A 23,825-nucleotide genomic window follows, 5' to 3' on the forward strand; every position below is an offset into this window, starting at 1 on the left:
GCTCAGTACGCCTCGCGGTCCGGTCGGGCGAGCCAGTCGTCGAACGGGGCCACCGCGCCGGGCACCTCGAGCGGGAGGACCGGGGTCGCCCACTCCGAGCGCGGCCGGGCGAACAGCTCGTAGAACGCGAGGTCGTCGAACCCGCCGCGGGCGGCGTCGTGCCGGTCCGCGGCGTAGACCACCCGGTCCACGCGGGCCCACAGGGCCGCCGCCAGGCACAACGGACACGGCTCGCAGGAGGTGTACAGCACCGTCCCGGTGAGGCGGAAGTCGCCCAGGGCATGCGCGGCCGCGCGGATCGCACAGACCTCAGCGTGCGCCGTCGGGTCGTTGTCCCGGGTGACCCGGTTGACGCCCTTCCCGAGTACCTCCTCGCCCCGGACGATCAGCGCCCCGAACGGGCCTCCGCCGTCGGCCACGTTCTTGCGGGCGAGGGCGACGGCTTCGGCCAGCCAGTGCTCCTGCCGGGGATCATCGGTCACGCTCGGTGCCTCCGCGAGGTAGAAGTTGCCCATGGTTCAGCTCCCTGCCCGGTCCAGGCTACGCGTCCGCGCAGCGCTGATCGGGTTCGCATCGGCGACGAGCGATTCGAACCGGTGGTTGGCGATCTTGGCGATCTCGATGATCGCCGCGGCGTGTTCCTGGGCGTCGGAGTTCGAGAGGCGTTCCCAGCCGGATGCGAGGACTCGTTCCCGGGCGCCGAGATCACGCACGCACGCGATCAGCGGGACCCCGAAGCGGTCCCGGTAGGCGGTCGTGAGCCGGGTGAACTCGTCCTGGGAGTCCTCGTCGAGCCGGGTCAGGCCCACCTCGGACTGCTCCGCGGCCGAGCTCTGGCCGGCGTCCTCGCCGAGTCCACCGAGGTCCGGGTAGGCCTGCATGAGCTCGCGCTGCTCCTCGGGCCGGCCGGCGAACAGGGCCTCCTGCAGCGCCATCCGTAGGGACTGGGTGTCGCGGAACGGGCGCCGGTCGTACGCGCGCTGCGCCACCCAGTCCGCGCCCTGGACGAGCGGGGCGAACGTGGCGACGAAATCGGCGCGGCCCATGTCGTTGACCTGTCCGAGGCGGATCGAGTCGACCCCGGGCCGGCCGGCGACGGCCGGACCACGGCCCCGGCCGAGGTGGTGGAACACCAGGTTCAACCCGATCGCGGTGATGCTGCCGAGGGTGATGCCGCTGCCGAAGATGATCTCCGCCCAGGGCGGCACCGCCTGCGCGAGCGTGGGCTGGGCCGTGACCAGCATGGCCAGCCCGATGCTGGTCCCGACGATGACGATGTTGCGGTGGTCGTTGAAGTCCACCCTGGTGAGGGTCTGGATGCCCACCACCGCGACGGTCGCGAACATGGCCAGCGCGGCCCCGCCGAGCACCGGGTGCGGGATTCCGGCCACCACGGCACCCGCCTTCGGCAGCAGCCCGAGCCCGATCATGATCAGCCCGGCGGCCGCGACCACGTACCGGCTCTTCACCCGGGTCAACCGGACCAGGCCGACGTTCTCGGCGAAGCACGTGTAGGGAAAGGAGTTCAGCACCCCACCGAGGGTCGTGGCCAGGCCGTCCGCGCGCAGGGCCCGGGCGATGTCACCCTTCGCGATCCGCTTGTCCACGATCTCCCCGGTGGCGAACACGTCGCCGGTGGTCTCCACGGCCGTGATCAGCATGACGACGATCATCGAGATGATCGCGGCGGCACTGAACTGCGGCCACCCGAAGTAGAACGGGGTGGTCACCCCGACCCAGGCGGACTCGGCGACCCCGCCGAAGTGGGCGTCCCCGAACGCCCAGGCCACCAGGGTGCCGGCCACGAGTCCCACGAGCACGGCCACGGTCGCCATGAAGCCCTTGAAGATCCGCTGGATCGCCACGATCAGGGCGAGGGTGCCGAGCGCGTAGGCGAGGTTGCGCGGATCGGTGGGGTCACCGCCGGCGCCGCCGACCGCGTCCTGGGCCGCGACCGGCAGCAGCGCGATGCCGATGATCAGGATCACGGTGCCGGTCACGACCGGCGGGAAGAACCGGATCAGGCGTGCGAAGAACGGAGCGATGAGGAACGTGAACAGCCCGGCCACGATGACGGCACCGTAGATCACCAGGAGGCCGTCGGTGCCGCCCCCCGCGGCGAGGCCGATCGCGATCATCGGGCTCACCGCCGTGAACGTCACCCCCTGGAGCAGCGGTAGCCGGACGCCGATCTTCCAGAACCCGATCGACTGGATGATCGAGGCGATCCCGCAGGTGAACAGGTCCGCGTTGATGAGGTGGATCAGTTCACGCTCGTTCAGGCCGATGGCCCCGGCGAGCAGGATCGGGACGATGACGGCGCCCGCGTAGAAGGCCAGCACGTGTTGCAGTCCGTAGACGGCGAGCTTGCCCGTGGGCAGCCGCTCGTCGACCGGGTGGACGGAGCTGGCGCGGGTCGGAGTGGGTGGTGCCACAGACATGGGGACCTCGGGGAGTCGGGTCGATTCGTCGTTGAATGCGAGAACCAACGGATTTCGAATCCTGGAATGTAGTTTCCGCGTTGTAACGCAGGTCCCTACGTTCCTCCGTCGACACCGGTCGTGCCAGACACCGATCCGCCAACGTTCACCGGGCGACGCACGCCCGCCTTGGAGGATCCTCCAAGCGGCTACTGGGAGTCGACGCTCAACAGCGCCGTCCAGGGCAGCACCAGTGCGGCGGTCCCGGTGGCGAGGTCGAGATGATCGGCGCCGACGCGCACGATCCGGCCCCGGTGCATCCCGCCGAGGGTGTGCACCACCACCGGCACGCCGTCCGCCGCGAGCGCGCGCAGCACGTGCCCGAGGCGCAGCCCCTGTTCGACCCGGCCCGGCGCCGGTGCCACGCCGGCCAGCGGCCAGGCGGCGACGACCGCGTCCAGCCGGACGAGTGAACGCCGCTCCCCCTCGGCCAGCACGAACCAGGTCGGCGCGGCGTCGGTCACCACGCCGCGGCGGTCGCTGCCGTCGAGCAGACGTACGGTGACCGAACGTCCGGTCGCGGCCCGCATCCGGTCCCCGAACGTGGTGGTCGCCGCCTCGGCTTCGACGAGGTCGGCGACCACCTCGCCCTGCTCGGCCCGCTGATGCGCCAGGAACTGGGCCTGCAGGTCGGCAAAGAGGTCGTCCCAGCTCATGGAGCCAACAGTAGGCAGGCGACCCGAGTTGTCCACACGCTCGGCCTCCCTCTGGACAAGCAACCGGTCATGGGGCTACACCTAACGTCATTGAAAGTCACGTACCGACACGAACTGATATGAAACGCGGTGGTCTCATGCGACGGGTTCTGCTCACCCTCGGTGTCGCCGGGACCACCGGCGGGGTCGCGGCCTGGCTCGCGACGGCGGCCCTCCCCGCGGCCGCGACCCCGAGGTCGGTCGACCAGGCGATCGCGCTCGGACTCGGCTGGTGCGCCCTGGGCGTCCTCGCCTGGTACTGCGTCAGCGCGTTGCTGGGCCTCGCCTGCCTGGCGGCACGCGCACTCGGGCGCGGCCGCGGCTGGCGCTCGGGTGAGCGGGCGCTAGGAGCGGGCGGGGCCCCGTTCATGGCGCGGATGGCGTCCGTGGGCGTGGGTGCGGCACTGGCCGCCGGGGCGCTCGTGGTGCCCGCGCAGGCGGTCCCGGAGCCCGACGGCGCCGCGATCGTGAGCGTCGACGTCACCTGGGGCGCCGGTTCCGACCCGGACGACGGCGCGACGGACCCCGGCGAGGGCACGGTCGGCCCCGACCTCACCTGGGGCGCGAACGTCGATGCGAACCCGACCACCGAGCCCGCCCCGGCGCCGGTGCCTGCCCCCACGGGCGACCCCACCCCGACGCCGAGCAGCGCGTCGAGCCACGCCACCGAGACAGGTCCCGCCGCCGAGCCAGGTCCCGCCACCGAGCCGGGCTCCGCCACCGAGCCAGGTCCAGTCACCGAGCCGAACCCTCCCGCTGAACCAGCCCCGACCACCGAGCCCGACCCTGCCGCCGACGACGCCCCTGCCGCCGAGCCGATGCAGAGCCCCGACCCCGTCCCTGCCTCCCGGCAGCCTGCCGAGCCGCCAGGAGGGGATCCGGCCGAGCACCCGGACGCCGCACACGTGGTGGCTCCGGGCGAGTCGCTCTGGTCGATCGCGGCCGACGCGCTCGCCGGTGACCGACCGGACGTCACCGACGCGGACATCGCCGCCGCCTGGCCGCGCTGGTACTCCGCGAACGCCGAAACCATCGGCCCGGAGCCCGATCTCATCCACCCCGGGCAGGAACTGGTCCCGCCCGCCAACCCCTGAGGAGTCCACGATGAGTGTCCAACCGCTCGCCCGGCCGCACCCGGCACCGGAGCCGGCTTGCCTGCCCGGCCGGGTGCCGAGGCTCCTGGTCCAGCCCGGCTCGCCCGGGGCCCGGACCTGGGACCGGGTCCGGTTCACCGGCCCGCCCGCGTCGGCCGAGACCGCCGCGGATCAGGAGTCGTCCGACACCTGTCCGCGCCTGGTCTGGTCCCGGGGCGAGGTCCCCGAACTCCCGGACGCGGCCACCTGGAGCGGCACCCTGGTCCGGGCCTGTGTCGAGGCCCTCCTCGGGACCCGTCCGGCGGCCCAGCTCGCCCGTTGGTTGGACGCCGACCTCTGGACGGCGTTGAACCGCCGGGTCTGCCTCGGCATGGAGATCGCCGGGCGCCCCACTCGCCCACCGATGGTGACGATCCGACGGGTGCACTCGTGCGAGGTCGCCGAGGGCAGCTGGGAGTCGTCGGTCGTGATCCATGACGGCACCCGCGTCCGGGCGGCCGCGATCCGGCTCGAGACCCGACGCGCCCGGTGGCGTGCCACTGCACTGGAGATCGGCTGAACTCCGCAGTTCGGCCGGTCCCCTCGCGTGACGTTCGGCCCGCGGTGCGTCCCGGTCGACCTCAGCGGCGCTTCTTGGCCTGCTTCGCGGCCCGTCGCCGCTGTTCCCGGTTCGCGCCACCACCGCCGGCGCCGTTCGCGTTCGCGCCGCCGGTGCCGGCGGCCTGCTGCGCCGGGGTCACGCCGGCCTGAGCCGCCCGCACGGTCGACCCCATCGAGCCGTCCTCGGTCGGCGCGGAGTAGCGCAGGTTGGTGGCGCGCTGGGGCGCTCCCAGGCCGAGCGGGTCGTCCGGGTCCGCCTCGGGGGCGGAAGCCTTCGCGGCCGGCTTGGCCGGGATCGCCTTACGCCCGGCCCGCTTGCCCGAGGTGCGGGGGCCGCTCGCAGCCGGCTGCGCGGCCGGTTCGGCGGCGCCCGCCGTGTCGCCGGCCGCGCCCCCGTTGCCGGATGCTCCTGCTCCGGCCGGGGCCGCGTCGAGCCCGGGTGTCTCCGAGCCCTCCACCACGGCGACACCGTCGGCCTCGGCGGGCTGCTCGGGCCTGCGCACCTCCACATTGAACAGGAAGCCGACGGCTTCCTCCTTGATGGACTCGTTCATGGCCTGGAACAACTGGAACCCCTCGCGCTGGTACTCCACCAGCGGGTCGCGCTGGGCCATCGCGCGCAGCCCGATGCCCTCCTTGAGGTAGTCCATCTCGTAGAGGTGCTCACGCCACTTGCGGTCCAGCACGGACAGCACCACGCGGCGCTCCAGTTGGCGCATGAGGTCCGGGGTGATCTCGCTCTCCCGGTTCTCGTACGCGAGCTTGGCGTCCGATGTGAGTTCGGACACGAGCTGCTCGGTGGTCACCCGGGTCTCGTGACCGGCGTCCTCCACGACGTCCTCGACCGTGATCGAGACCGGGTAGACGGTCTTCAGGTCGGTCCACAACTGGTCGAGATCCCACTCCTCCGGCGGCCCGGCCGCGGTGGCCTCCGTGACCACCCCGGAGATCACGTCCTCGAGGAACGTCTGCACCTGGGCCTGGAGGTCCTCGCCCTCGAGCACCCGGCGCCGCTCGTCGTAGACGACGGTGCGCTGCCGGGACAGCACGTCGTCGTACTTCAGGACGTTCTTGCGGATCTCGAAGTTGCGTGCCTCGACCTGACCCTGCGCGCTGGCGATGCCGCGGGTGACCATCTTGGACTCGATGGGCAGGTCGTCGGGGAAGCCCGAGGAGTTCATGAACCGCTCGGCGAGGGCGGCGTTGAAGAGTCGCATCAGGTCGTCGCCGAGGGAGAGGTAGAACCGGGACTCGCCGGGGTCGCCCTGACGTCCCGCCCGCCCACGCAGCTGGTTGTCGATCCGGCGGGACTCGTGCCGCTCCGTGCCCAGCACGTACAGCCCTCCGAGCTCGGTGACCTCGTCGTGCTCGGCGGCGACGAACTCCTGGGCGTCCTTGAGGGCCTCGGGCCACGCCTCCTCGTACTCGTCCGGGGTCTCGTGCGGGTCGAGTCCGCGGTCCTTGAGGTTCTTGATCGCGAGGTGCTCGGCGTTGCCGCCGAGCATGATGTCGGTACCGCGGCCGGCCATGTTCGTGGCGACGGTGACGGCGCCCTTGCGCCCGGCCATCGCGACGATCTCCGCCTCACGCGCGTGCTGCTTGGCGTTCAGCACGTCGTGGGGCACCCCCTGCTTCTTCAGCATCTTGGAGAGCAGCTCGGACTTCTCGACGCTGGTGGTGCCGACCAACACGGGCTGTCCGGAGGCGTGCCGCTCGACGATGTCGGAGACCACGGCCTCGAACTTCGCCGTCTCGTTCTTGTACACGTAGTCGGACTGGTCGAGCCGCGCCAGTGGCCGGTTCGGCGGGATCGGCACCACGCCGATCTTGTAGGTGTTCTGGAACTCCGCGGCCTCGGTCATCGCGGTACCGGTCATCCCGGCGAGCTTGTCGTACAGACGGAAGTAGTTCTGCAGGGTGATCGTGGCCAGGGTCTGGTTCTCGGCCTTGATGGCTACCCCCTCCTTGGCCTCGATCGCCTGGTGCATGCCCTCGTTGTACCGGCGCCCGGGCAGGATGCGCCCGGTGTGCTGGTCGACGATGAGTACCTCACCCTTGAGGACCACGTAGTCCTTGTCCCGGGTGAACAGTTCCTTGGCCTTGATCGCGTTGTTCAGGAATCCGATCAGCGGCGTGTTCAGGGACTCGTAGAGGTTGTCGATGCCGAGGTAGTCCTCGACCTTCTCGATGCCGGGTTCGAGCACGCCGACGTTCTTCTTCTTCTCGTCGACCTCGTAGTCGTTCTCGCGGCGCAGCCGCTTGGCGACCCGGGCGAACTCGGCGTACCACTTGTTCACGTCGCCGGAGGCCGGTCCGGAGATGATCAGCGGGGTTCGGGCCTCGTCGATCAGGATCGAGTCCACCTCGTCCACGATGGCCATGTTGTGGCCCCGCTGGACGAGTTCGGCCGAGGACCAGGCCATGTTGTCGCGCAGGTAGTCGAACCCGAACTCGTTGTTCGTGCCGTAGGTGATGTCCGCGGCGTACATCTCCCGGCGCTCGTCCGGCTTCTGCCCGGACAGGATCACACCGGTGGTCAGTCCGAGGAACCGGAACACCCGGCCCATCAGGTCGCTCTGGTAGCTGGCCAGGTAGTCGTTCACCGTGACCACGTGCACGCCCTTGCCGGACAGCGCGTTCAGGTACGCGGGCAGGGTCGCGACCAGGGTCTTGCCCTCACCGGTCTTCATCTCGGCGATGTTGCCGTGGTGCAGCGCCGCGCCGCCCATGATCTGGACGTCGAAGTGCCGCTGACCGAGGGTGCGCTTGGCCGCCTCGCGGACCACCGCGAACGCCTCCGGGAGCAGATCCTCCAGGGACTCCCCGTCGGCGACCCGCTTCTTGAACGCGTCGGTCTCCTCCCGCAACTCCGCGTCCGTGAGGTCGCTCATGGAGTCCTCGAGTGCGTTGACCTGATCCTTCTCCGCGTTGAGCTGCTTGAGGATCTTGCCCTCGCCCATGCGCAGGATCTTGTCGAGGATCGAAGGCACTGACACTCCCGGTGGATCGGATCATCCGGCGTCGTTCGACACCGGTGCACCGTCCATCGTATGCGAGAGCGTCTACGGCGGTACCGCCGGGAGCGGGCTGGGTTCGCTCTCAGCGCACCCGCGGCAGGGCCCGGGCCACGTCGCCGACCAGGTCACCGGCCGCGTCGGCGTCCACGGTGACGTCCGGCAGGTCCAGCCAGTCCGCCATCACGCGCAGTTCCTGCGCGAGCTCAGGCCCGACGGCGGTGGGCGCCTCCGGCTGGGCGAAGGCGCTGCGTAGCCGCAGCACTCCGGCGGCCCGGTCGGCCTTGAGGTCGACGCGCGCCACGAGCTCGTCGCCGAGCAGGAACGGCAGCACGTAGTAACCGAACTGGCGCTGGGCCGCCGGGGTGTAGATCTCGATCCGGTAGTGCATGCCGAACAGCTCCAGGGTGCGCTCCCGTTCGAACACGAGCGGGTCGAACGGGGCGAGCAGGGCCCGGGCGTTCGTGGCTCGCGGCCGGCGGGCCTCTGGGTGCAGGTAGGCGGGCCGGCGCCATCCCGCCACCGCCACTTCCTCGAGTTCACCCGCCGCCACGAGGTCGGTGACCGCGGCCGATGCCTGCGCGATCGACAGCCGGAAGTAGTCCGCGAGCGCGCGGACGGTCGCCACCCCGTGGGCTCGGGCCGAGATGTCCACGAGTGCCCGGATCGCCTCCTCCGGCGGCAGCACGTCCTCGGCCAGGACCTGCGCCGGCAGCACCCGCTCGGTGAGGTCGTAGGCCCGTTCGAAGGCTGAGTTCCGGTAGGCGGAGGCGACCTTCCCGACGGCGAGCATCGCCTCGAGGGCGTGCTTGGCGGCGGTCCAGTTCCAGCCCCAGTCCACCTTCTCCGGGCGCTCGTGGCCGAGCAGGTCATGCACCTGCGCGGCGGTGACGGGTCCGTGTTCGGCGACGATGTCCAGCACCGCGGCCACCGTCGCCGGGTCCTTCGACGCGACGCCGTCGTACCAGCGCAGGGCCCGCGGCCCCTCCATCCGCCAGCGGAGCAACTGGAACGTGCGCGGCGGCACGTAGGCGGCCTCATGGGCGCGGTACTCGACGAGCCGGCGCGGCCGGGCCGGCGTCCCGGTGGTGGCCCGGTGCAGCAGGCCGACGTCGTAGGGGCCGAGCCGGGCCACCACCGGCAGCAGGTGGGCCCGGGCCAGCACGTTCACGGAGTCGATCTGCAGCAGCCCGACGCGGTCGATCATCCGCTGCAGGTGCGCCATCGTGACGGCCGGCGGACGGGCCTGGGCGGGCGCCCCGGCGAGCCCCTGCGCGGAGACTGCGATCCGACGGGCCTGGGCGAGCGTGAGCGTGCGCGGCATGGGTCAGACCCTAGAGCCCAGCACCGACACTCCGGATCCGAGGTCCCCGGGCGGTCTCGCCGGCCCGCCCGAGCCCGGCCACCGCCAGGCGCGCTGCCTCGCCGACGGACGCACTGCCTCACCGCAAGATGTGCTGCCTCACCGCGCCGTGGATGGCGACGCACGCGCGGCGGGCCCGAGGGGTCCTCGGGCCCGCCGCGGTCGGGAGTGGGCGCCGGTCAGGCGGTCGCCGCCGTCAGGGCCTGCGCCTCGTAGTTCAGGCGGATCACCCCGTAGGTCCAGCCGCGCCGGTTGTACACGACGCACGGTTGCTTCGTCTCGGCATCCACGAACAGGTAGAAGGGGTGCCCGACGAGTTCCATCTCGGCGAGGGCTTGGTCCACCGTCATCGGCTCGGTGTCATGCACCTTCTGCCGGATCACGACCGGGGAGTCGCCCAGTTGGGCCTCCACGGCCACACCGGTCTCGGTGGGCGGCGTGGGGGTCATCGAGATCTCGTCGTCCTCGACCGCGTCGGGGGCGGCCTCCACGGGCTCGGGCGCCGGTGGCGTGCCGTTGCGGCCGTGGTGGGACTTGCGCCGGTCACGGGCCCGGCGCAGTCGTTCGAAGAGCTTGCCGGCGGCGAGGTCGAGGGCGGCGTACCGGTCCGGTGCGCTCGCCTCGGCGCGGACAATGGGGCCCTTCGCGCGGACGGTCAGCTCGACCCGCTCGGCCCGGTCGGCCAGACGGGGGTTGTTCTCGTGCGTCACCTCGACGTCGACCCTCTGCGCGTAGGGCGAGAACTGCCCCACCTTCGAGAGCTTGTCCTCCACGTGCGACCTGAAGCGCTCGGGCACTTCGGTGTGGCGGCTCACAACAACGATCTCCATGACGTCCTCCGGTTCGAGAGAGTGTGGCCGAGACCTCTTTCCTGGGGGTCCTGCGGCCAGGGCGGTGGCGCGTCCGACCCTTCTCAGCGGTCGGTGCGCAGTCTGGGACTTGGCCTCACCTCCCCGCACTCCGGTCCGCGAACACAGAAGGCGAGGGTCGCGCCGTGCGCCCCTCGCCTGCGTTGTGCTCCATGACCTGACGCTAGTCCACTGAGCCACGATCCGATAGGCGGAAGGTCATGGGTCGGCGCGCCAGGTGGTGCTACCGGGCCGTGGGGTCGCCAGCAGGGTGAAGGCGCCCAGCACCTGCGCACCGGCAGCGGTGAGCGCATCGCGGGCCGCGGCGAGGGTGGCGCCGGTGGTGACGACGTCGTCGACGAGCACGCACGAAGCCCCGTCCGGTAGGTCCGCGACCAGGTGGACCGCGCGCGCGGAGCGGCCGCGGGCCACCGCGCCGAGCCGGTGGGAACTGCCGCCACGTCGGCGCAGCACGTCGACCACCCAGACCGGGCGGGCCCGGCCCCGGTCGGCCAGGCCACTGCTCAGCCCGGCCGCGACCGCGTCGGCGAGGTCCCCGACGACGAACCTGCGCGCGAGCCGGCGCCGCCAGCCGGACGGCGCCGGGACCACGAGAACCGGTCCGTTTCCCAGCGCCCCGCCCAGGTACTCGGCCAGCCGGACCCCGCCCACGGTCCCGACGCCGGCCAGTTCGGTCGCGAGGTCGGGGCGGACCCCGGTCTTCCAGGCCAGCACGAGCCGCCGGGAGCCGGCGGCATACGGGGCGAGCGCCCAGGTCGGCAGTCCGAGTACCGGCGGTCCGGTGCCGCCCACGTCCCGGGCCGAGAGGTGGACCGTGTCCTCCTCGCACCGTCGCGGCGCGGCGAGCAGCGGCGCCCGGCAGCGCGCGCACAGGTTTGTGTCGTGCGCACCGCACCCCGGGCACTCGACGGGCAGCACGAGGGCGAGCACGTCGGTGAGTACCTGACCGAACACCGGACCAGCAGAACCCGCCCGCCCGGGGCGGTTCCGCCGTCGGGCCCGGTCTGTGGACGCCCGCGCATCGGCGCGTCGAGGCGCGGGCTCGACGGCGTCGGCCGGGTCAGCCCGGGAACGTCGGGTCGCGCACCGGCTGCAGGTCCGGCACCAGCCGCCAGCCGTTGCCCGAGCGGGCGTACAGGTCGCCCCCCGTGGTGGCCAGGTACAGCTCGCGCTCGCCGCGCGCGGCCGCGATCGTGGCGGCGTCGGGCACGGTCGGCAGCGACCGCGTGGGCTCGCCGCCGAGGGTGACCAGATGCGCGCTGATGGTCCCGCCGCTGGCCCCGAGCACCGCGAGCGTGTACTCATCGACCCAGACCACCTCGGTGGCCGACGTCATCGCCGGCGCCAGCGTCACCGGTGGGCCGAGCCGGATCGGCAGCCCGTCGGCGTCCCGGGTGATCGCGACCGCCTCCACGCGCACGGCACCGCCGCCGGTGTACACCACGGCCAGCCGGGTCCCGTCCCGGCTGACCCGGATCGAGGCGATCTGCGTGCCGGCGAGCATCGGGGTCTCCACCGTGGCCGTGGCGCCGTCGGGGCGGGCCAGGAGCAGTTCGCCGGCGTTGTCGCGCTCCCCGGTCCAGACCCAGCCGTGCCGGTCGAAGGAGGGGTCGAGCAGCGCGGTGCCCTCGAGCAGGGTCACCGAGCCGGCGTCCGCGGTCGGCACCGTGATCAGGAACCGGTCGGCCGCGAGGGCAACCGCGGTGTCACCGTTATAGGGCAGGGCCGGGTCGGACGCGTCGATCCCGGTCAGCGGCGCCGCGCCCTCGACCGGCGTCAGGGAGGTCCCGTTGAACCGCACCAGCGCGTCGCCGGAGAGCATGGTCGGCGCGGTACCGACGCCCGGGTTCAGGATGAGACCGAGTTCCACCTCCGGGATCCGGAACGGCCGCGAGTCGACGAGGATCTCGACGTCCTGGACCTGCGGCAGGGCAGTGAGGGTGGCCCGGATCTGGGCCTGGAGACGGGCCCGGTCGGTGGTCCCGGCGACGGAGATGTCCTCGGTGACATCCACCGTCGCGGTGCCGGCGGACACCGGCACGGTGTCGAGGGTGAGCGCGGTGCCGCTCGGGATCGCACTGATCACCCCGGTGCTGAGCCATTCCACCGGTCCGCCGAGCAACGCGTTCATGGCGTAGGTGGCGGTGTTGCGGGCCGGGAAGAACCGCATGTCCGGCACCAGCATGGTCGCGTCCGGGGACAGGAAATACAGCGGCGTGCTGCGGTACTGCGAGCCGAAGTTGACGTCGGAGATGAGCACGCCGTCGGGCAGGGTCTCGATGCGCCACTGATCCTCGTCGTCCTGGACCAGGTGGAACTCCTGGGTGGTCTCGGTGCCCGGCCGGGCCTCGGTGTACACCCCGGTCGGGTCGACCGTGCCGGCGACCGTGGCCCGGACGGCCACCGAGCCGTCGTCCCCGTCGACGACATCCAGGGAGGCGCCGCCGGAGTAGATCACCACCCCACCGCTCGGGTCCCACTGGTCGACACCCTCCGTGGTGAGGAACTTGCGGGCCACGGTGAAGTTGTCGACCAGCCCGCCCGCACTGCCGGCCAGGAACCCACGGACGATCTCGGTAGGCGGCGCATCCGGCCTCGGGTCCTCGGCGGACAGCACGATGCCGCTGGTGTCCGGGGCCGCCTCCACGCCCCGCTGCACGGCGCCCCGGGTCGGCAGGCTGGCACAGCCCGCCATGGCAAGGGCAAGGACGAGGAGGATGACGACGGCGGAACTCGCCCGCCGGGTCGTCGTCGCCTTCGGGTTCATCCCTTGGCCTCCTCGTGACTGGTGGAGGGCTCCGGGTGCAGGTCGGGCAGGGCCGCCGGGTTCGCGGCTGAGGAGTCCTCGGGTGGCTCGAGCTCCGGTTCGGACCGGACCTCGCGCAGGGGGATCGGTTTGGCGGCGATGTCCAGGCCGGCCCGGCGGGGCAGCGTGAGCCGGAACGCGGCCCCCTCCCCCGGGCTCCCCCACGCCTCCAGGTCCCCGCCGTGCAGGCGCGCGTCCTCGAGGGAGATGGCCAGGCCGAGGCCGGTTCCGCCCAGGGTGCGTGCCCGGGCCGGGTCCGCCCGCCAGAACCGGTCGAACACGTGCTCGGCCTCCGGTGCCGTCATGCCGATGCCGTGGTCACGGACCACGACCGCCACGGCGCGGGCGTTCACACCCACGCGCACGTCGATCGGCTCCCCTTCGCCGTGCTCGATGGCGTTCACGATGAGGTTGCGCAGGACCCGCTCGACGCGACGTTGATCGATATCGGCGGTGGCGGCGATGGCGGGCAGGTCGAGGACGACCTCGGAGCCACGGTTCTGGGCGAGCGGGGCGGTCAGGTCCACGACCCGGCGGACCACCTCCCGCACGTCGACCCCCTCGGCCTCGAGGGTCGCGGCCCCGGCGTCGAAGCGGGAGATCTCCAGGAGGTCGGCGAGGAGTTCCTCGAACCGGTCCAGCTGGGCCTGCAGCAGTTCGGCCGAACGCGCCTGCCCGGGGGTGAAGTCACCGCGGGCCTGGTACAGCACCTCCGAGGCCATCCGCACGGTGGTCAGTGGGGTCCGCAACTCGTGGGAGACGTCGGAGACGAACCGCTGCTGCATGTGGGACAGGTTCGCCATCCGTTCGATCTGGTCCTGCAGGCTGGCGGCCATCTCGTTGAACGACCGCCCGAGCAGGGCCAGCTCGTCGTCGCCGCGCACCTGCATGCGCTCGGTGAGGTGGCCGTCGGCGAGCCGCCCCGCCGTGCGGGCCGCCTGCTCCACCGGGTCCAGGACCTGCCGGGTCAGGTACCAGGCCATCGCGAGCAGGAGCACCACCAGGCTGACCGCGCCGACGGCGAGCACCCCCTGGAGCAGGTCGAGGTTCTGTTGTTCGGCACCGAGGCTGTAGATCAGGTACAGCTCGTAGTCACCGGCGAGCGGGAGCGTGACCGCCGAGCCCACCGCGATCCCCGGGGTGAGGCCACCGTCGGACCGCGGGATGCCGACGGACTGCCAGGCCTGGAAGTCCTCGGTCTGGACCCGCTCGCGCAGTTCCGGGGAGATCAGGGGTCGCAGCGAGTCGTTCGTCGAGGGGTCGAGGATCACCGCCGGGGATCCCGGGGAGCGCATCAGGAACACGCCGGAACTGCCCACGGAGGTCTCCTGCAGTCCCGAGACCATGTCGGTGGCCAGCTGCTGGACCTCCTGGGCCGAGGAGACCGTCGACGCGTCGAACTGGCCCTGGGCCAGTTCCGCCCGGGTCGCGGCGTCGGAGAGCACCTGGTCGCGGCGGTCGTCGAACAGCCCGTCGCGGATCTGCGCGGACAGCAGCAGGCCGAGCAGGGCCAGCGCGATCACGCCGACGGCCACCGTGGTGCTGGCCACGCGCAGGCGCAGCGAGCCGCGCCACACCCGCAACGCCAGCCGGACCCGGACCCGGAGCACCCGTCGCCACCGTTCGGCGTGGTGTCGCACCCTGGCGAACCAGTCATCCCGGCGGCCGGGCGTGGGGGCGTCGCCGGGCGGGTGCGCCCCGCGCGCCGCATCGGTCATCGCACCGGGGTGCCGGCCCGGTATCCGACTCCGCGCACGGTCACCACGACCTCCGGGTTCTCCGGGTCCTTCTCGACCTTGGCGCGCAGCCGCTGGACGTGCACGTTGACGAGCCGGGTGTCGGCCTGGTGCCGGTAGCCCCAGACCTGCTCCAGCAGAACCTCACGGGAGAACACCTGCCACGGCTTGCGGGCCAGGGCCACGATCAGGTCGAACTCCAGCGGGGTCAGGTTGATGGTCTCCCCGTCCCGTGTGACCCGGTGCCCGGGCACGTCGATCGCCAGGTCCGCAATCAGCAACTGCTCGGTGCCCTGGGTCTCGCCGTGGCGCAGCCTCGCCCGGATCCGGGCGACCAGCTCGGTGGGCTTGAACGGCTTCGCGATGTAGTCGTCGGCGCCCGCCTCAAGCCCCTTGACCACGTCGGTGGTGTCGCTCTTGGCGGTGAGCATGACGATCGGCACCCCGGACTCGGCGCGGATCCGCCGGCAGATCTCGATGCCGTCCATGCCCGGCAGCATCAGGTCCAGCAGGACCAGATCGGGTTCGACGGAGCGGAACGCCTCCATCGCCTTCGCGCCGTCGGCGCAGAAGGATGCCTCGAAGTTCTCCGACTGCAGGACGATCCCGATCATCTCCGACAGGGCGGCGTCATCATCGACCACGAGCACGCGTGCATTCATGCGCCCTATCGTGACACCTTCTGCCAGGAGTGGGTGTGAGGTGTGCACATGCAAAGATGATTGCGGCGCACCGGCGACGAAGGAGAAAGACCATCCCATGACCGACCGTGAAGAGCCCACACCACCTCGACCCGACCCGGCCGGGTCCGGGCCGACGGGCTGGGGCGACGTCACCCCCGGCGGTTACGGGACGCCTCCGAACCAGCCGGCCGGACGGGGCCAGGCCGGCGGCTACGGCGCGCCGAACCAGCCGGGCCAGTACCCGACGCCGCCACCCGGACCGGGAGCACCGCCGCCGTCGGGCTCCTACGGCCAGTACGGGCCCGTGGACCCGGGCGCGAACATGATGCCGCTCGGGCCCGCGCCACAACCCGGGATCATCCCGCTGCGACCGCTCACCCTCGGCGAGATCTACGACGGTGCGTTCCGCTCGATCCGGGCGAACCCGACCGTGATGTTCGTGCTCGCCGCCATCGTGGTCGCGGTCCTCGGCGTGATCCAGGCGATCGCCACCTGGGGCACGTTCGAGCAGTTGAACGAGATGCTCGGCAACTTCGATCCGACGGCCTCCGACGCCGAGGCCCTCGACGACCTCACCGCGACCCTGCAGTCGCAGCTGCTCGCCACCGGCGTCTCCGGGCTCCTCTCGTTCGTGGTCTCGACCGTCCTGACCGGGGTCCTGATCCACTCGGTGAGCCAGTCCGTGATCGGCCGGAAGATGAGTCTCGGCGACGTGTGGCAGGCGATCAAGCCGCAGATCGGACGCTTGCTGCTGCTCACCCTGGTCATCCTGCTGCTGGTGGCGCTCGTGACCTTCGTGTTCGTCGGCGTCATCGTGCTGGCGGCCACATCCGGTTCGCTCAGCGTGATCGCCGTGGTGGGGATCCTCGGGGTGCTGGCGCTCATCGCGGCCCTGGCGTTCGTGGTCACCGTCACGCTGCTGGCAACCCCGGTGCTGGTGCTCGAGCGGGCCGGCGTCATCGCCGCGCTGAAGCGGTCCTGGCGGCTCACCCTGCCGACGTTCTGGCGGGTGTTCGGCATCTACCTGCTGACCACGATCCTGATCGGCATCCTGTCCCAGATCATCACCTACCCACTGCAACTGATCGGGCAGGCGGTCGGCGGCTTCGGCACGCTCACGACCGTCCTCACGCTCCTCGGCGGCGTGATCGCCTCAGCCCTGACGACGCCGTTCCTGGCCGCGGTCGTGGCCCTGCTGTATATCGACATCCGGATCCGCACCGAGGCCCTGGACGTGGACCTCGCCGCGGCCGCCGAGGCGCCATGATCGCAGTGCCGGCGGCGGGGGCCCGGCTGGCGAACCTTCTACGTGAGGTCCCGCTCGACCCCTCGGCGGACGAGGCCCGGGAGTGGGCCGAGGCCGAGCTCGCCAAGGCCATCTACAACAATGAGCCGAGCCTGTGGGACCGGTTCCTGATGTGGCTGGGCGACCTGTGGGCGCGGATCACCGAGGCGAACACGGCCCTCGGCCCGATCTTCCTGCCGCTGGTGATCCTGCTCGTGGTCGGTGTCATCGTCGCGGTCGTGCTGCTGGTCGGCGGTCCGGTCCGACGGCGTAGGTTGCGCGGATCGGAAGGGGGCAGTTTCGACGTGCTCGACGGGGACAGCCGGGACGCGCGGTCGCTGCGGGCGGCGGCGGACGCCGCTGCCGCCGCGGGCGACCACGCGCTGGCCGTCCTGGAACGGTTCCGCGCGATCGTCCGGTCCCTGGACGAGCGAGCGATCCTCGAGGACCGGCTCGGGCGGACGGCGCGCGAGGCCGCCGGCGCGGCCGGCGAACGCCTGCCCGCGTGCGCCGACGACCTGCACCGCGCCGCGGACCTGTTCGACCAGGTCTGCTACGGACACGTGGACCCGACCGAACGCGAGGATGCCTGGCTGCGTGAGGTCGACCGGACGGTCGCGGCCACCAGGCCCACCCGGGTCCGGTCCACCCCCGCCGACGACTGGGCGGCGGCCCGATGAGCGCCCCCGCCGCCGCGGCGGACCCGGCCGGCCGGCCGGCCCCGACGATCGAGGCGCGCGGGCGACGCGTCGACGCCGGCGGTCACGGCCCTGACGGCGCTGCCGGCACACCCGGCACGCCCCGGGCGCCCGAGCGCGAGAACCGCCGGACCGTGATCATCGTCGCGGCCGCCGTGGTGCTCCTGGTCCTCGCGGCGCTGGCCCTCGGGCGTGGCGGCCAGTCCCGCTCCGACCTCCCGCTGGCCCCGAACAATCCCGAACCCGGCGGCGCCCGGGCAGCCGCGCAGATCCTCGGCGAGCACGGCGTCGACGTGACCCTGGTCCGTCGGACCGCGGACGTGCTGGCCCAGGATCAGGCGGACACCACCCTCGTGATCGTCGGGGCGGACGAGCTGAGCTCCGACCAGCTGACCGCCCTCGCGGACACCCAGGCGGAGGTGGTTCTGCTCGGGCTCGGGTACGCCTCGATCACCGAGCTGACGTCGACGGTCACGGTGACGGCCGGCGGCGCCCGGGCACCGCGCAGTTCCGACTGCGCGGACCCGGACGCCGAGGCCGCCGGGACCATCGACACCGCCGGACCGGGGATCACCGGGTCCGGCGCGGTCCAGACCTGCTTCGCGCTCGGTGAGGACGCCGGCGCCTACGCCGTCTGGGAGGAGTCCGGCCGCACCTGGCGCGCCCTGCCGAACGGGTTCCCGGCCACGAACGAAGGACTCGCCCTGGAGGGCAACGCCGCCCTCGTGCTGCGTGCCCTCGGCCAGCACGAGCAGCTCCTCTGGTACGTGCCGGACCCGAACGACCCGTTCACCCTCGACGACGATGCGTCCGCGCCGCAGACGTTCTTCCTTCCCGAGGCGGTCGTCTACCAGATCCTCGTGGTCGCCCTCGCCGTGGTGATCTGGCGCGGGCGCCGCCTCGGCCGGGTGGTCGTGGAGCCGTTGCCGGTCGTGGTGCGTGCCGCCGAGACCACGCGGGGGCGTGGCCGGCTGTACCGGCGCGCCGGCGCCCACGCCCATGCCGGCGCGGCGCTGCGGGCCGGGACCCTGGCCCGGGTCGGTTCCCGGATCGGGCTTCCCTCGGCGGCCGGGCCCGACCAGGTCATCGACGCGCTGGCCCGGGCGACCGGCCGCAGCCCAGGCGAACTCGAGCATCTCCTGTACGGACCACCCCCGACCGACGACGACTCACTCGTCGCCCTCACCCAAGCCCTGGACACCATGGAAAGCGAGGTTCATCGCGCATGAGCAACCCCACCGGGCCGAACGAACCAACTCCGTCGAGCGAGTCCTCCGACGCTCCCGCGCACGCACCCGGCGGCGACGACCAGCCGGCCGTCGACGCGACGCAGGTGGTCTCACGCGAGGAGCTTCGGGCAGCCCGCGAGCGCGCCGATGTCACGACGGAGCAGACCGGGACACCGGCGTCCGAGCCCGCACAGGACGCCCCGACGCAGCAGTTCTCGGCTCGACAGCTCCCGACCCAGCAGGACCCGGTCCGGCCGATCCCGGCCGGGTACGGCCAGGCGAGCCACGCGAACCAGGCCCAAGCCGCTCCCGGCGACGGTCAGGAAGGGCAGGCACCCGGCGAGCCCACCCCGACCTACGGCCAGACCAGCCGGGCCCCCGACCAGTACGGGCAGTCCCTCGGCTACGGTCAGGCCGGTCAGCCCCCTCAGCATGGCCAGGGGTACGAGCACGGCGGGTCGTACCCGCAGGGTCCGTACGCCTCCGCGGGTCAGGTGCAGCACGGCGAACCCCAGGCGTACCAGGCCAGTGGCGCCCCGTCCCAGTACGGCCAGGCGAGCGCCGCCCCCACCCAGTACGGCCAGGCGAGCGCCGCCCCCACCCAGTACGGCCAGGCGAGCGCCGCCCCCACCCAGTACGGACAGGCGAGCGCCGCCCCCACCCAGTACGGACAGGCGAGCGCCGCCCCCCAGTACGGACAGGCGAATCCGGGCTACGCCCAGGGTGCGCCTGGGCAGGCACCGCCGGTCCAGGCCCCGGGGTACGGCGAGCCGGTGCAGCAGCCCGGCGCGCCGGCGCCCGCCGCAGATCCGGTCGTCGAGTCCCCCGCCCGCACGAAGCTGGCCGGCGTCCGCGCCGAGGTCGCGAAGGCGGTGGTCGGCCAGGAGGCGGCGGTCACCGGCCTGGTCATCGCGCTGCTGTGCCGCGGACACGTGCTGCTCGAGGGGGTGCCCGGGGTGGCCAAGACCCTGCTCACCCGCACCCTCGGCGCGGCCCTGCACCTGGAGATGAAACGGGTCCAGTTCACACCGGACCTGATGCCCGGCGACATCACCGGCTCGCTCATCTACGACGCCCGCACGGCGGAGTTCTCCTTCCGGGAGGGCCCGGTGTTCACGAACCTGATGCTCGCCGACGAGATCAACCGGACCCCACCGAAGACGCAGGCGGCCCTGCTGGAGGCGATGGAGGAGCGGCAGGTCACGGTCGACGGTGACCCGATGGCCCTGCCCGACCCGTTCGTGGTGATCGCCACCCAGAACCCGGTCGAGTACGAGGGTACCTACCCGCTGCCCGAGGCCCAGCTGGACCGGTTCCTGCTCAAGCTGATCCTGCCGCTGCCCGGCCGGACCGAGGAGATCGAGATCATCAACCGGCACGCGCACGCCTTCGACCCCCGCGACCTGAAGGCGGCCGGGGTGGCCGAGGTCGCGAATGCCGAGGACCTCGAGGCGGCCCGCGAGGAGGTCGCGCAGGTCCAGATCGGACCGGAGGTGCTGGCCTACATCGTCGACATCTGCCGGGCCACCCGGACCTCGCCGTCGCTCTCCCTCGGGGTCTCCCCCCGTGGTGCGACGGCACTGCTCGCCACGTCCCGGGCGTGGGCGTGGCTGTCCGGCCGTACGTTCGTGACGCCCGACGACGTGAAGTCGCTCGTGCATCCGACGCTGCGGCACCGGGTCCAGCTGCGGGCCGAGGCCGAACTGGAGGGCGTCAGCGCGGAGACCGTTCTCGACGGGATCCTGGGGTCGGTCCCGGTCCCCCGCTGATGGCGATCTCCGTCCGCACCGTCGCGTTGCTCGCGCTCGGCCTGATCCCGGTCCTGCTGCTGCCCGAGCCGGGCACGGTGCTGACCTGGCTGGGTCTGGTGCTCGTGCTCGTGGTCGTGGACCTGGTGGTCGCGGCCCCGCCGCGGTCGTTGGAGATCGAGCGTCGGCAACTCGGCTCGGTCCGGCTGACGGAACCTGCGGAGTCGGTGCTGACGGTGACGAACCCGTCCGGTCGGACGATGCGCGCGCTGATCCGCGACGCCTGGCAGCCGACCGCGGGCAACGGCCCGAACCGGCACCGGGTGACGATCCCGTCGGGTGAGTCCCGGCGGACCCGGACCGCTCTGCTGCCCACCCGTCGCGGCGACCTCCAGGCGGACCTGGTCACGGTCCGCTCCGCCGGGCCCCTCGGCCTCGCCGCCCGGCAGGCCTCGATCGCCGTGCCCGGCCACCTGCGGGTGCTGCCGGAGTTCCGGTCCCGGCGCCATCTGCCCTCGCGCCTCGCGCGGCTGCGGGAGATGGACGGACGTTCCGCGGTGAACGTGCGCGGACCCGGCACCGAGTTCGACTCGCTGCGTGAGTACGTGATCGGTGACGACGTCCGCGCCATCGACTGGCGTGCCACCGCGCGCCGGGCGGATGTGGTGGTGCGGACCTGGCGCCCGGAGCGGGACCGCCGGGTGTTCATGGTGCTGGACCTGTCCCGGCTGTCCGCGGTGCGGCTCGGCGAGGCACCGCGGCTGGACGCGAGCATCGAGGCCGCCCTCCTGCTCGCGGCCCTCGCGTCCAAGGCAGGCGACCGCGTGGAACTCGTGGCCATCGACCGACAGGTCCGGGCGCGGGTCAGCGGCACCCACGGACCGGCGATCATGGCGAAGATGGCCGACGCGCTCGCCCCGGTGCACCCGGCCCTGGTGGAACCGGACTGGACCGCGGTCACCCAGGTGATCCGGGACCGGCTCTCCCAGCGCGCGCTCGTGGTGCTCCTGACCGCGCTCGAACCCGGCGCGATCGACTCCGGGCTGGCCCCGGTGGTCGCCGCCCTGTCCAAGGACCACCAGGTGGTCCTCGCCTCCGCCACCGATCCGGACACCGACGTGCTTCGCCAGGCCCGGGAGTCCTCCGCGGACCTGTTCGACGCCGCTGCGGCCGAGCGTGGTGAGCTCGAGCGCCGCGCCGTGGCCACCCGGATGCGCCGCGTCGGCGCCGAGGTGGTCGAGCGGCTGCCCGACGACCTCGCGCCCGCCCTCGCGGACACCTACCTGGCGCTCAAGGCCGCCGGCCGGCTCTGACCCCTCACCGAGAGTGCTGAAGCGGCGACCACTTCCGCACTCTCACCGGCTGCCGCAACCGCACCCTGCGCGCGAGAGTGCTGAAGCGGCGACCACTTCCGCACTCTCACGGCCGGGATCGAGTCCTGCCAGCGCCGTGTCGCGGAAGGACCGGACCAGATTGGTCCGCTGCCACCGCGAAGACTTGTACGATGAGTTCGCGATTTGTAGGACGATAAGGGATGTTCGCCCCCCACCACGTAGACGAGGAATACCATCGCCATGGATCAGAGGCTGCGCTCGAGCGCAGAGGGGGTCGCAGTCGTGACCCCAGCCGCCGTGCCGGAACGGACCGGAGCGAACGAGCCGGGTGAGCGTATCGAATGGATCGGGCTCTCCTCCGTCCGACTTCCGCTGGCGCAGGCCATCAGCGACGCGAAGGTGTTCACGGGCCGTCAGCGGCCGATGACCGAGGTCATGATGCTGTTCGCGCAGATCCGCAGCAGTTCGGGCCTTGAAGGCGTGGGCTTCAGTTACTCCAAGCGCGCCGGCGGCCCCGCGCAGTACGCACACGCCCGGGAGGTCGCCGGCGGGTTGCTCGGTGAGGACCCCAGCGACATCGGCCGCTTGTACGACGCCTTGCTCTGGGCCGGCGCCTCGGTGGGACGGAGCGGGATCGCCACGCAGGCAATCGCCGCCCTCGACGTCGCGTTGTGGGATCTCAAGGCCAAGCGCGCGACCTTGCCCCTGGCCAAACTCCTGGGCTCCTACCGCAACTCCGTGCGCACCTACAACACCTCGGGGGGATTCCTGCACAGTTCCCTGGCCGAGGTCCAGGAGAACGCGGCACGCTCGCTCGGTGAGGGCATCGGCGGCATCAAGCTGAAGGTGGGCCTGCCGGACACCCACGAAGATCTACGTCGGGTGCGGGCGATCCGTGAGTACCTCCCGGACACGCCCCTGATGGTCGACGCGAACCAGCAGTGGGACCGGACCACGGCGCTGCGGATGGGGCGGGCGTTGGAGGAGTTCTCGCTCACCTGGATCGAGGAGCCGTTGGATGCCTACGACGCGGAGGGACACGCGGCCCTCGCGGCGGCGCTGGACACCCCCATCGCCACCGGGGAGATGCTCTCCAGCGTTGCAGAGCACCGCGCACTGATCGATGCCCGCGCCTGCGACATCCTCCAGCCGGATGCACCGCGCGTCGGTGGGATCACCCCATTCCTGCGCCTGGCCACACTCGCGGACGTCAGCGCGCTCGACCTGGCACCCCACTTCGCCATGGAGATCCACCTCCACCTCGCCGCCGCCTACCCGCGCGAACCCTGGGTCGAGCACTTCGAGTGGCTGGACCCGCTGTTCAACGAGCGGCTCGAGATCCGCGACGGACGCATGCTCGTGCCGGATCGACCCGGTCTCGGCATCACCCTCAGCGACCAGGCTCGCGCCTGGACCGTCGAGGCCACCGAGCTCGGCGGTCGGTAGGGTCCGGCTGCATGGAGCCGCAACCCCTCAACCGGGAGAGCCCGCGTGGGCTGAGCCACGAACTGGTACTGCGGCTGACCGAACTGATCCAGGACGGCACGATTCGCCGCGGTGAGAAGCTGCCCACCGAGAGCGCGATGATGGAGACCTACAAGGTCAGCCGGACCGTCGTGCGTGAGGCGATGTCGCAACTACAGGCGGCCGGTCTGGTGGAGACCCAGCAGGGCCGTGGCTCGTTCGTCCTGAACGTGCCGAGCCAGGGACAGTTCGCGATCGACGCCCCGGGAGTCCGCACGTTCGATGACGTCTGGGACATGCTCGACTTCCGGCTCGGCGTCGAGTCCGAGGCGGCCGCCCTCGCGGCGACCCGTCGCACCGATCAACAACTGGCCGAGTTGGAGCGCCTGACCCGCACGTTCCTGGAGTGCGAGGCCCGCCCGAGCGAGGCGGTCGAGGCCGATTTCGCACTCCACATGGCCATCGCCCGCGCCGCACAGAACCGGCACTACATCGCCCTGCTGAAGTCGATGGGCCCGATGATGATCGTGATGCCGAAGTTCCGGCTCCTGACCGGTGCGCAAGCCCACCGCACGAACAACGTGCGTCTGGCCGCCGTCGAGCATGACTCGATCGTCCAGGCGATCGCCCGCCAGGAACCGGAGACGGCGCGGGCCGCCATCCGGCTGCACCTGTCCAACTCGCGCGCCCGGCTCCAGGGCTGAGCGGACCCGGAGGCGGGCACGCT

General features: G+C 72.1%; 19 protein-coding genes. 9 read left to right on the top strand and 10 right to left on the bottom strand.

Features of this window, described 5'->3' with window-relative positions; genetic code table 11:
• Nucleotides 1-2 precede the first annotated feature (2 nt).
• From EXU48_RS07565 to EXU48_RS07575, 3 genes are all read right to left on the bottom strand, one after another.
• Nucleotides 3-515, bottom strand: coding sequence for a nucleoside deaminase (locus EXU48_RS07565; RefSeq protein WP_133107015.1), 513 nt, complete (start codon nucleotides 513-515; stop codon nucleotides 3-5).
• A gap of 3 nt (nucleotides 516-518) precedes the next feature.
• Nucleotides 519-2,441, bottom strand: coding sequence for a 2-oxo-4-hydroxy-4-carboxy-5-ureidoimidazoline decarboxylase (gene uraD / locus EXU48_RS07570; protein ID WP_133107016.1), 1,923 nt, complete (start codon nucleotides 2,439-2,441; stop codon nucleotides 519-521).
• A 188-nt stretch (nucleotides 2,442-2,629) separates the two neighbouring features.
• Nucleotides 2,630-3,136: a hypothetical protein gene (locus EXU48_RS07575; protein WP_133107017.1), complete on the bottom strand. Its 507-nt coding sequence runs from the start codon at nucleotides 3,134-3,136 to the stop codon at nucleotides 2,630-2,632.
• A 137-nt stretch (nucleotides 3,137-3,273) separates the two neighbouring features.
• Between EXU48_RS07575 and EXU48_RS07580 the strand changes: the two genes are divergently transcribed.
• Both EXU48_RS07580 and EXU48_RS07585 read left to right on the top strand, forming a co-directional pair.
• Entirely contained in the window at nucleotides 3,274-4,269 is a 996-nt protein-coding gene (locus EXU48_RS07580) for a LysM peptidoglycan-binding domain-containing protein (protein ID WP_133107018.1), read from the top strand.
• 10 nt (nucleotides 4,270-4,279) lie between these two features.
• Nucleotides 4,280-4,828: an Rv3235 family protein gene (locus EXU48_RS07585; RefSeq protein WP_133107019.1), complete on the top strand. Its 549-nt coding sequence runs from the start codon at nucleotides 4,280-4,282 to the stop codon at nucleotides 4,826-4,828.
• A gap of 61 nt (nucleotides 4,829-4,889) precedes the next feature.
• Here EXU48_RS07585 and secA read toward each other — a convergent pair whose 3' ends face one another.
• The 7 genes from secA to mtrA form a co-directional block, all read right to left on the bottom strand.
• Nucleotides 4,890-7,859 carry a preprotein translocase subunit SecA gene (gene secA, locus EXU48_RS07590; RefSeq protein ID WP_133107020.1) on the bottom strand — a complete coding sequence of 990 codons (2,970 nt, stop codon included), beginning with the start codon at nucleotides 7,857-7,859 and terminating at the stop codon, nucleotides 4,890-4,892.
• 109 nt (nucleotides 7,860-7,968) lie between these two features.
• Entirely contained in the window at nucleotides 7,969-9,207 is a 1,239-nt protein-coding gene (locus tag EXU48_RS07595) for a winged helix-turn-helix domain-containing protein (RefSeq protein ID WP_133107021.1), read from the bottom strand.
• Between the two features lie 218 nt (nucleotides 9,208-9,425).
• Nucleotides 9,426-10,076 carry a ribosome hibernation-promoting factor, HPF/YfiA family gene (gene hpf, locus EXU48_RS07600; protein ID WP_133107022.1) on the bottom strand — a complete coding sequence of 217 codons (651 nt, stop codon included), beginning with the start codon at nucleotides 10,074-10,076 and terminating at the stop codon, nucleotides 9,426-9,428.
• Between the two features lie 237 nt (nucleotides 10,077-10,313).
• A complete protein-coding gene (locus EXU48_RS07605) occupies nucleotides 10,314-11,069 on the bottom strand; it encodes a ComF family protein (RefSeq protein WP_133107023.1) in 756 nt (251 codons plus the stop codon).
• A gap of 106 nt (nucleotides 11,070-11,175) precedes the next feature.
• Nucleotides 11,176-12,882 (bottom strand): LpqB family beta-propeller domain-containing protein, encoded by a 1,707-nt coding sequence (locus EXU48_RS07610; protein WP_133107024.1) that lies wholly within the window; start codon nucleotides 12,880-12,882, stop codon nucleotides 11,176-11,178.
• Nucleotides 12,879-14,639, bottom strand: a complete 1,761-nt coding sequence (gene mtrB / locus EXU48_RS07615; protein WP_133107025.1) for an MtrAB system histidine kinase MtrB — start codon at nucleotides 14,637-14,639, stop codon at nucleotides 12,879-12,881. The genes EXU48_RS07610 and mtrB overlap by 4 nt, the downstream gene beginning before the upstream one ends.
• Nucleotides 14,636-15,319 (bottom strand): MtrAB system response regulator MtrA, encoded by a 684-nt coding sequence (mtrA, locus tag EXU48_RS07620; protein ID WP_133107026.1) that lies wholly within the window; start codon nucleotides 15,317-15,319, stop codon nucleotides 14,636-14,638. Before mtrA ends, mtrB begins: the two co-directional genes overlap by 4 nt.
• A gap of 97 nt (nucleotides 15,320-15,416) precedes the next feature.
• Here mtrA and EXU48_RS25310 point away from each other — a divergent pair, with 97 nt between their 5' ends.
• The 7 genes from EXU48_RS25310 (at nucleotide 15,417) to EXU48_RS07655 (ending at nucleotide 23,802) form a co-directional block, all read left to right on the top strand.
• A complete protein-coding gene (locus EXU48_RS25310; RefSeq protein ID WP_133107027.1) occupies nucleotides 15,417-16,607 on the top strand; it encodes a hypothetical protein in 1,191 nt (396 codons plus the stop codon).
• Entirely contained in the window at nucleotides 16,604-17,305 is a 702-nt protein-coding gene (locus EXU48_RS07630; RefSeq protein WP_133107028.1) for a DUF4129 domain-containing protein, read from the top strand. Before EXU48_RS25310 ends, EXU48_RS07630 begins: the two co-directional genes overlap by 4 nt.
• Nucleotides 17,302-18,552 (top strand): DUF4350 domain-containing protein, encoded by a 1,251-nt coding sequence (locus EXU48_RS25315; RefSeq protein WP_133107029.1) that lies wholly within the window; start codon nucleotides 17,302-17,304, stop codon nucleotides 18,550-18,552. The genes EXU48_RS07630 and EXU48_RS25315 overlap by 4 nt, the downstream gene beginning before the upstream one ends.
• 773 nt (nucleotides 18,553-19,325) lie before the next feature.
• Complete coding sequence (locus tag EXU48_RS07640) at nucleotides 19,326-20,321, top strand: AAA family ATPase (protein ID WP_133107136.1); 996 nt, start codon at nucleotides 19,326-19,328, stop codon at nucleotides 20,319-20,321.
• Complete coding sequence (locus EXU48_RS07645) at nucleotides 20,321-21,613, top strand: DUF58 domain-containing protein (protein ID WP_133107030.1); 1,293 nt, start codon at nucleotides 20,321-20,323, stop codon at nucleotides 21,611-21,613. The genes EXU48_RS07640 and EXU48_RS07645 overlap by 1 nt, the downstream gene beginning before the upstream one ends.
• Nucleotides 21,614-21,970: 357 nt before the next feature.
• Nucleotides 21,971-23,080 (top strand): L-talarate/galactarate dehydratase, encoded by a 1,110-nt coding sequence (locus EXU48_RS07650; RefSeq protein ID WP_328591632.1) that lies wholly within the window; start codon nucleotides 21,971-21,973, stop codon nucleotides 23,078-23,080.
• Between the two features lie 11 nt (nucleotides 23,081-23,091).
• On the top strand, nucleotides 23,092-23,802 hold the full coding sequence (locus tag EXU48_RS07655; protein WP_133107032.1) for a FadR/GntR family transcriptional regulator: 711 nt from the start codon (nucleotides 23,092-23,094) through the stop codon (nucleotides 23,800-23,802).
• Nucleotides 23,803-23,825: the final 23 nt, after the last annotated feature.

The organism is Occultella glacieicola (assembly GCF_004353825.1).
Taxonomy (GTDB): domain Bacteria; phylum Actinomycetota; class Actinomycetes; order Actinomycetales; family Beutenbergiaceae; genus Occultella; species Occultella glacieicola.